This window comes from Aeromonas sp. HMWF015 (genome assembly GCF_963878965.1).
In the GTDB taxonomy this organism is placed as follows: domain Bacteria; phylum Pseudomonadota; class Gammaproteobacteria; order Enterobacterales; family Aeromonadaceae; genus Aeromonas; species Aeromonas veronii.
Genome location: NZ_CAWNZT010000415.1, coordinates 1 through 6,293, shown reverse-complemented (window position 1 = coordinate 6,293; position 6,293 = coordinate 1). Strand labels below are relative to the sequence as shown.

Annotated in this window: 10 protein-coding genes; 1 reads left to right on the top strand and 9 read right to left on the bottom strand. The window is 55.2% G+C overall.

What is annotated here, in order from left to right:
• From rpsC to rpsJ, 8 genes are all read right to left on the bottom strand, one after another.
• Positions 1–577: 30S ribosomal protein S3 (rpsC, locus tag AACS18_RS21360; RefSeq protein ID WP_108613251.1), on the bottom strand; the 577-nt coding region annotated here is incomplete at its 3' end.
• 3 nt (positions 578–580) lie between these two features.
• Entirely contained in the window at positions 581–925 is a 345-nt protein-coding gene (rplV, locus tag AACS18_RS21355) for a 50S ribosomal protein L22 (RefSeq protein WP_005319741.1), read from the bottom strand.
• Positions 926–935: 10 nt separating this feature from the next.
• On the bottom strand, positions 936–1,214 hold the full coding sequence (gene rpsS / locus AACS18_RS21350; RefSeq protein ID WP_005307960.1) for a 30S ribosomal protein S19: 279 nt from the start codon (positions 1,212–1,214) through the stop codon (positions 936–938).
• A 22-nt stretch (positions 1,215–1,236) separates the two neighbouring features.
• Positions 1,237–2,058: a 50S ribosomal protein L2 gene (gene rplB / locus AACS18_RS21345; RefSeq protein ID WP_005340614.1), complete on the bottom strand. Its 822-nt coding sequence runs from the start codon at positions 2,056–2,058 to the stop codon at positions 1,237–1,239.
• A 15-nt stretch (positions 2,059–2,073) separates the two neighbouring features.
• On the bottom strand, positions 2,074–2,376 hold the full coding sequence (rplW, locus tag AACS18_RS21340) for a 50S ribosomal protein L23 (RefSeq protein WP_005307955.1): 303 nt from the start codon (positions 2,374–2,376) through the stop codon (positions 2,074–2,076).
• The gene (rplD, locus tag AACS18_RS21335) at positions 2,373–2,978 is read right to left on the bottom strand and encodes a 50S ribosomal protein L4 (RefSeq protein WP_005340616.1); all 606 of its coding nucleotides are present in this window, start codon (positions 2,976–2,978) and stop codon (positions 2,373–2,375) included. Before rplD ends, rplW begins: the two co-directional genes overlap by 4 nt.
• A 17-nt stretch (positions 2,979–2,995) precedes the next feature.
• The gene (rplC, locus tag AACS18_RS21330) at positions 2,996–3,628 is read right to left on the bottom strand and encodes a 50S ribosomal protein L3 (protein ID WP_005340620.1); all 633 of its coding nucleotides are present in this window, start codon (positions 3,626–3,628) and stop codon (positions 2,996–2,998) included.
• Positions 3,629–3,650: 22 nt separating this feature from the next.
• Complete coding sequence (gene rpsJ, locus AACS18_RS21325) at positions 3,651–3,962, bottom strand: 30S ribosomal protein S10 (RefSeq protein ID WP_005307944.1); 312 nt, start codon at positions 3,960–3,962, stop codon at positions 3,651–3,653.
• A 356-nt stretch (positions 3,963–4,318) separates the two neighbouring features.
• On the opposite strand from rpsJ, the gene AACS18_RS21320 reads away from it, so the two are divergent.
• Positions 4,319–5,233, top strand: coding sequence for a DMT family transporter (locus AACS18_RS21320; protein ID WP_108613250.1), 915 nt, complete (start codon positions 4,319–4,321; stop codon positions 5,231–5,233).
• Positions 5,234–5,270: 37 nt separating this feature from the next.
• Here the strand turns inward: AACS18_RS21320 and envZ are convergent.
• A partial coding sequence (gene envZ, locus AACS18_RS21315; protein ID WP_108613249.1) for a two-component system sensor histidine kinase EnvZ occupies positions 5,271–6,293 on the bottom strand: 1,023 nt, incomplete at its 5' end.

Genomic DNA, 6,293 nt, shown 5'->3' with positions numbered 1-6,293 from the left:
AAGTGGTGTGGGCTTCAGAAGTTGCGTAGTCGATGTCGGCACGCAGGGTGTGCAACGGCACACGACCTTCACGGTACCATTCGGTACGCGCGATTTCAGCGCCGCCCAGACGACCGGAAACTTCCACTTTGATGCCCTTGGCACCCAGGCGCATTGCGTTCTGTACGGCGCGCTTCATAGCACGACGGAACATTACACGACGCTCCAGCTGGGAAGTGATGCTGTCGGCAACGAGTTTGCCATCCAGCTCCGGCTTGCGGACTTCGGAAATGTTGATCTGAGCAGGCACGCCAGCAATAGTGGCTACAGCTTTGCGCAGCTTCTCAACGTCTTCGCCTTTCTTACCGATGACAACACCCGGACGAGCAGTGTGAATGGTCACACGGATGCTCTTGGCCGGACGCTCAATGGTGATCTTGGACAAGGACGCGTTTTTCAGTTCCTTGGTCAGGAACTGGCGTACTTGAAAATCGCTGTACAGGTTGTCAGCGAAGTCTTTGGTGTTCGCGAACCAGGTAGAATTCCAAGGCTTGGTAATACCCAGGCGAATGCCATTAGGATGTACTTTCTGACCCATTGCTTATCTCCCAGCCTTAGCGTCGGATACCACTACAGTGATGTGAGCGGTACGCTTGAGGATACGATCCGCACGACCTTTGGCACGCGGACGGATGCGCTTCATGGAGGGACCTTCGTCGACCATGATAGTAGCAACACGCAGCGCGTCGATATCGGCGCCTTCGTTGTGCTCAGCGTTTGCAATGGCAGATTCCAGCACTTTCTTAACCAGCACTGCAGCCTTTTTCGGGCTGAAGGTCAGGATATTCAGAGCCTTGTCTACGGACAGACCACGTACTTGATCGGCTACCAGACGAGCTTTCTGGGCAGAAGTACGGGCATAACGGTGTTTAGCGATAGCTTCCATCATTTATCCCTTAGCGCTTCTTAGCCTTCTTATCAGCAGCATGGCCGCGATAAGTACGAGTCGGTGCGAATTCACCCAGTTTGTGACCGATCATTTCTTCGGTAACGAAAACCGGAACGTGCTGACGACCATTATGGACAGCGATGGTCAAACCGATCATGTTCGGGATGATCATTGAACGACGGGACCAGGTTTTAACCGGCTTTTTATCCCCGCTTTCCACCGCTTTCTCTACCTTCTTCAGCAAGTGCAGGTCAATAAATGGACCCTTCTTGAGAGAACGTGGCATGGTGATTCCTCTATGTTAACAATTACTTGTTACGACGACGTACGATGTACTTGTCGGTACGCTTGTTCTTACGGGTCTTGAAGCCTTTAGCCTTCTGGCCCCATGGGGACACAGGCTGCATGCCCTTGTTACGACCCTCACCACCACCGTGCGGGTGGTCAACCGGGTTCATCGCCATACCGCGAACGGTCGGACGAATACCACGCCAGCGGTTTGCACCGGCTTTACCCAGTTGACGCAACATGTGCTCGGAGTTACCGACTTCACCGATGGTAGCGCGGCACTCGGCCAGAACTTTACGTACTTCGCCGGAACGCAGACGCAGAGTTACATAGTTACCTTCACGAGCCAGGATCTGGATGAAAGTACCAGCGGAACGAGCCAGCTGGGCACCTTTACCAGGCTTCATCTCTACAGCGTGAACGGTAGAACCAACCGGGATGTTGCGCATCGGCAGGGCGTTACCTACCTTGATGGCTGCATCAGCACCAGAAGCGATCGCGTCACCAGCTTTCAGGCCTTTCGGAGCCAGGATGTAACGACGCTCACCGTCTGCATACAACACCAGAGCGATGTTAGCGGTACGGTTCGGATCGTATTCCAGGCGCTCTACTTTAGCCGGGATACCGTCTTTGTCGCGCTTGAAGTCGACGATACGGTAGTGCTGCTTGTGACCACCACCGATATGACGGGTAGTGATACGGCCGTTGTTGTTACGACCACCGGACTTGCTTTTGCTGTCCAGCAGAGCGGCGAAGGGCTTGCCCTTGTACAGCTCTTGATTGACGATCTTGACGACGTGGCGGCGGCCCGGAGAAGTAGGCTTGCACTTAACGATTGCCATTTTTGAGAACTCCTCTTACTCGGCTGCGCCCATGAAGTCGATGTCCTGACCAGCTTTCAGGGTCACATAAGCCTTTTTCCAATCGGAACGACGGCCTACGCGTGCACCTGCGCGCTTGGTCTTACCCTTCATGTTCAGGGTACGGACGGTCTCAACTTCGACCTCGAACAGTTTCGCAACTGCAGCTTTGACTTCCGCCTTGGTAGCATCAACAGCAACTTTGAACACGATAGTGTTCTGCTTTTCTGCAACCATGGTGCTCTTTTCAGAGATGTGCGGAGCCTTCAGAACTTTCAGCAGACGCTCTTCACGGATCATGCCAGCATCTCCTCGATTTGCTTAACTGCGTCAGCAGTCATCAGAACCTTGTCGAAAGCGATCAGGCTGACCGGGTCGATACCGGCAACGTCACGCACGTCAACTTTGTACAGGTTGCGAGCAGCCAGGAACAGGTTCTCATCGACTTCAGCAGTCACGATCAGAACGTCAGTCAGTTCCATTTCTTTCAGCTTGGCGATCAGTTCTTTGGTCTTCGGAGCTTCGATGCCGAACTTCTCAACAACGATCAGGCGCTCTTGACGTACCAGCTCGGACAGAATGCTACGGATAGCGCCGCGGTACATCTTCTTGTTTACTTTCTGGCTGTGATCTTGCGGCTTAGCAGCAAAAGTCACACCACCGGAACGCCAGATGGGCGAACGGATGGAGCCAGCACGGGCACGACCAGTACCCTTCTGACGCCACGGCTTTTTGCCGCCACCAGACACTTCAGAGCGAGTCAGCTGCGCACGAGTACCCTGACGGGCACCAGCGGCATATGCAACGACGACCTGGTGAACCAGAGCTTCGTTGAATTCGCGCCCGAAGGTAGTCTCGGAAACTTCAAGAGCGCTCTTGGCGTCTTTCATTACCAATTCCATTACTATCTCCTCAGACGTTACGCTTTGACGGCAGGTTTGACGATCACGTTGCCGTTGGTTGCACCCGGTACTGCACCTTTGATGAGCAGCAGGTTGCGTTCAGCGTCAACACGAACCAGTTCCAGGTTCTGAGTCGTTACACGCTCAGCACCCATGTGACCAGCCATCTTTTTGCCCTTGAATACACGACCCGGAGTCTGGTTCTGACCGATAGAACCCGGAACGCGGTGAGACAAGGAGTTACCGTGGGTCATATCCTGGGTGCGGAAGTTGTGGCGCTTAACAGTACCAGCAAAGCCCTTACCTTTGGATGTGCCGGTAACGTCTACCAGCTTAACGTCAGCGAGAAGATCTACTTTCAGCTCGCTACCAACAGTGAAAGTTTCACCGTTGTTCAGGCGGAATTCCCACAGACCGCGACCGGCTTCTACACCAGCTTTGGCGAAGTGGCCAGCTTCCGGCTTGGTCACACGGCTGGCTTTTTTGGCGCCAGTGGTAACCTGAATAGCGTTGTAGCCGTCGGTTTCTACAGATTTGACCTGAGTTACACGGTTAGCTTCAACTTCGATAACAGTCACCGGGATAGAAACGCCATCTTCAGTGAAGATGCGAGTCATACCCACTTTGCGACCTACAAGACCGATTGTCATTGTTATCAACCTCTTTCCGTAATTAACCCAGGCTGATCTGGACGTCTACACCAGCTGCCAGATCCAGACGCATCAGGGCGTCTACGGTCTTGTCAGTCGGCTCAACGATGTCTACCAGACGCTTGTGAGTGCGGATCTCGTACTGATCACGCGCATCTTTGTTGACGTGCGGGGAGATCAGGACGGTGAAGCGCTCTTTGCGAGTCGGCAGCGGAATAGGACCGCGAACCTGCGCGCCAGTGCGCTTAGCAGTTTCAACGATTTCCGCAGTGGATTGATCAATCAGGCGATGATCAAAAGCCTTCAGGCGGATACGGATTCTTTGGTTCTGCATTGACAGAGCTCCAATAGATAAAAGAACATAAATCAACACCGCCCGACCGAGATTACTCCCGCCAGAGGTGTGATTTTTCACGTTTCCCCCCATATCGGGAGGACTGTATGGCTGGCTTCTGTAAACAGGAAACTCAGCAGCAGACATATCGTCTGGCTTACCTCATGGGTAAGCGGAGGGGATTATACGGATTTTTCAAATTTGCGCAAGGGAGAGCGAACAGATTATGCGCAGTTTTATGTGACAGATGGATCTGGCCTGCGGCAACACACTCTGCTGCCAACACCCAGGTAACGACAATGTTACAAGCAGACTGGTAGACTGTGCGCTTGCCTCTGTCAGTGGAACGACATCCCATGCTCAAAGATCAAAAGAAAGCCTATCAGTATGGCCTTTGCGCCGTTGCCCTCTGGTCGACGGTCGCCACAGCCTTCAAGATCTCCCTCGCCTATTTCGAACCTGTGCAACTGTTGCTTGTGGCTGCCTTCACCTCGACTCTCACGCTGACAGCCGTCGTCGCCAAACAGGGCAAACTGCCGCTGCTGGGGAGCTACATCAAGGCCCGCCCTTTCTACTACCTGACTCTGGGTGTGCTGAACCCCTTTCTCTATTATCTGTTGCTGTTCAAGGCCTATGACCTGTTGCCTGCCCAGCAGGCACAGACCCTCAACTACACCTGGGCTATCACTCTCAGTCTGCTAGCAGTTCCCTTCCTCGGCCAGAAGCTGCGTCGGCGCGATGGCGTCGCTATCGTGCTGGGGTATTTTGGCGCACTGGTGATCGCCACCAGAGGGGATGTATTCGGCCTCCAGTTTGACAGCCCCCTCGGCGTGACGCTGGCGCTGGTCTCGACCCTCATCTGGGCCAGCTACTGGATCCTCAACACCCGCAATCAGGGCGATCCCATCGTCAGCCTGTTGCTTGGCTTTATGATCAGCCTGCCTTTTATCGTCGTTGCAACCTGGCTGCTCTCCGATTTTGCCATGACCGCCTGGCAGGGATGGGCTGGTGCCATCTATGTGGGACTGTTCGAAATGGGCTTCGGTTTCGTGCTCTGGCTGATGGCGTTGCGCCATGCCACCAACACTGCCCCCATCAGCAATCTCATCTTCATCTCACCGTTTGCCTCACTGGTGCTGCTCAACCTGTTGATCGGCGAAGCCATCCATCCGGCCACCCCCATCGGGTTAGCGCTCATCGTTGCCGCCCTGCTGATCCAACAGCTCAAATACGGCAAACGCTATCGTGCATCAGCCGAAACAAAGAGCTGACCATGCAGAAGGGCGTACCCACGGATACGCCCTTCTCTCAATCCATCCACTCCTGTGGCTGATGTTTCGGCAGCCGCATCTCGACCAGCAAGCCGCCGAGATCCGAGCTTCCCAGCCGGATAGTGCCATGGTGCTGGGCGACTATCTTGGCCACGATGGCCAACCCCAAGCCACTGCCGCCAACGGTTCGCGCCACATTTCCCTGAGTAAACGGCTTGAGCACCCGGGAGTAGTCCTGCTCCGGGATGCCGGGGCCATCATCGGAGAGGCGCAGGCGCACCCAGTGCCCATCGTCCTTCAACTCGGCATGCAAGCGGCTCGCCCCATAACGCTGTGAGTTGCTTGAGAGGTTGTTCAACACCCGCCGGATACTGACTGGATTGCAGGCCACCCGCACCGCCTCTTGCGGCAGCGCCAGATCGACCTCCAGCCCCTGCTCCGAGTAGATCAGCAAGGTATCGTGCACCAGCTGGGTCAGGTCGATCGGCTCCAGATCCTGGCCTTCATCCGGACGGATGTAATCGATGAACTGATCGATGATGGCATTGGACTCATCGATGTCGGCATTGATGCTCTCCTTGAGGTATTCGTCACCGGAGGACATCATCTCGGTGGCCAGCCGGATGCGGGTCAGCGGAGTACGCAAATCGTGGGAAACCCCTGCCATCATCAGGTTACGCTCTTCGATCAGGCTCTTGATGGAGTGCGACATATGGTTGAAGGTGCGGGTCAGTCGCCTTACTTCCCGTGACCCCAGCTCCCCCAGCGCCTCCGGGAAATGGCCCCTGGCAACAGCAACGGCACCAGCCTCGAGATCCTCGAGCGGGCGCACCAGCTGCCGGGCAAAGCGCCAGGCCGCAAACAGAGTGATCACCAGCAGCACGCTCAGATAGATGATGAGGGGTTCGATATCATCATCTTCAATCTCGGTCAGCGGGATCCGCACCCAGATTTTGCTGGCCTGCGGCGGCTGGATCCAGATGATGTAGTGATCCTGGATTTCGACCCGCACCTTGGCCGGGCCACCCAGCTCGCGACTGATGTTCTCCTCCAGATAGGG

Coding starts and splice junctions, on each gene's coding strand:
- rplC (WP_005340620.1), bottom strand. CDS start 3,628: ATGACAATCGGTCTTGTAGGTCGCAAAGTGGGTATGACTCGCATCTTC.
- AACS18_RS21320 (WP_108613250.1), top strand. CDS start 4,319: ATGCTCAAAGATCAAAAGAAAGCCTATCAGTATGGCCTTTGCGCCGTT.
- rplV (WP_005319741.1), bottom strand. CDS start 925: ATGGAAGCTATCGCTAAACACCGTTATGCCCGTACTTCTGCCCAGAAA.
- rplB (WP_005340614.1), bottom strand. CDS start 2,058: ATGGCAATCGTTAAGTGCAAGCCTACTTCTCCGGGCCGCCGCCACGTC.
- rpsJ (WP_005307944.1), bottom strand. CDS start 3,962: ATGCAGAACCAAAGAATCCGTATCCGCCTGAAGGCTTTTGATCATCGC.
- rplD (WP_005340616.1), bottom strand. CDS start 2,978: ATGGAATTGGTAATGAAAGACGCCAAGAGCGCTCTTGAAGTTTCCGAG.
- rplW (WP_005307955.1), bottom strand. CDS start 2,376: ATGATCCGTGAAGAGCGTCTGCTGAAAGTTCTGAAGGCTCCGCACATC.
- rpsS (WP_005307960.1), bottom strand. CDS start 1,214: ATGCCACGTTCTCTCAAGAAGGGTCCATTTATTGACCTGCACTTGCTG.